At 63.0% G+C, this 505-nt stretch carries 1 protein-coding gene; it reads left to right on the top strand.

Going from position 1 to position 505, the window contains the following annotated elements; all coding sequences use genetic code 11:
• A partial coding sequence (locus OH146_RS13615) for a cbb3-type cytochrome c oxidase subunit I (protein WP_265161738.1) occupies nucleotides 1-505 on the top strand: 505 nt, incomplete at both ends.

Genomic DNA, 505 nt, shown 5'->3' with positions numbered 1-505 from the left:
AGGAATACGCCGAGCTCGAGTGGCCGATCGACATCCTGATCACCCTGGTGTGGGTGGCCTACGCGGTGGTGTTCTTCGGCACCATCGGCATGCGCAAGGTGCGCCATATCTATGTGGCCAACTGGTTCTACGGCGCCTTCATCCTGGCGGTGGCGATCCTGCACCTGGTCAACAGCGCGGCCGTGCCGGCGGACTGGATGAAATCGTATTCGGCCTACGCCGGCGTGCAGGACGCGATGATCCAGTGGTGGTACGGCCACAACGCGGTCGGCTTCTTCCTGACCACCAGCTTCCTGGGCATGATGTATTACTTCGTGCCCAAGCAGGCCGGCCGTCCGATCTACTCGTACCGCCTGTCCATCGTCCACTTCTGGGCGCTGGCCTTCACCTACATGTGGGCCGGTCCGCACCACCTGCTGTACACCTCGCTGCCCGACTGGACCCAGTCGCTGGACATGACGTTCTCGCTGATCCTGCTGGCGCCGTCGTGGGGCGGCATGATCAA

The organism is Homoserinimonas sedimenticola, from assembly GCF_026094475.1.
In the GTDB taxonomy this organism is placed as follows: domain Bacteria; phylum Actinomycetota; class Actinomycetes; order Actinomycetales; family Microbacteriaceae; genus Homoserinimonas; species Homoserinimonas sedimenticola.
This window is presented reverse-complemented; position numbering and strand designations above follow the sequence as displayed.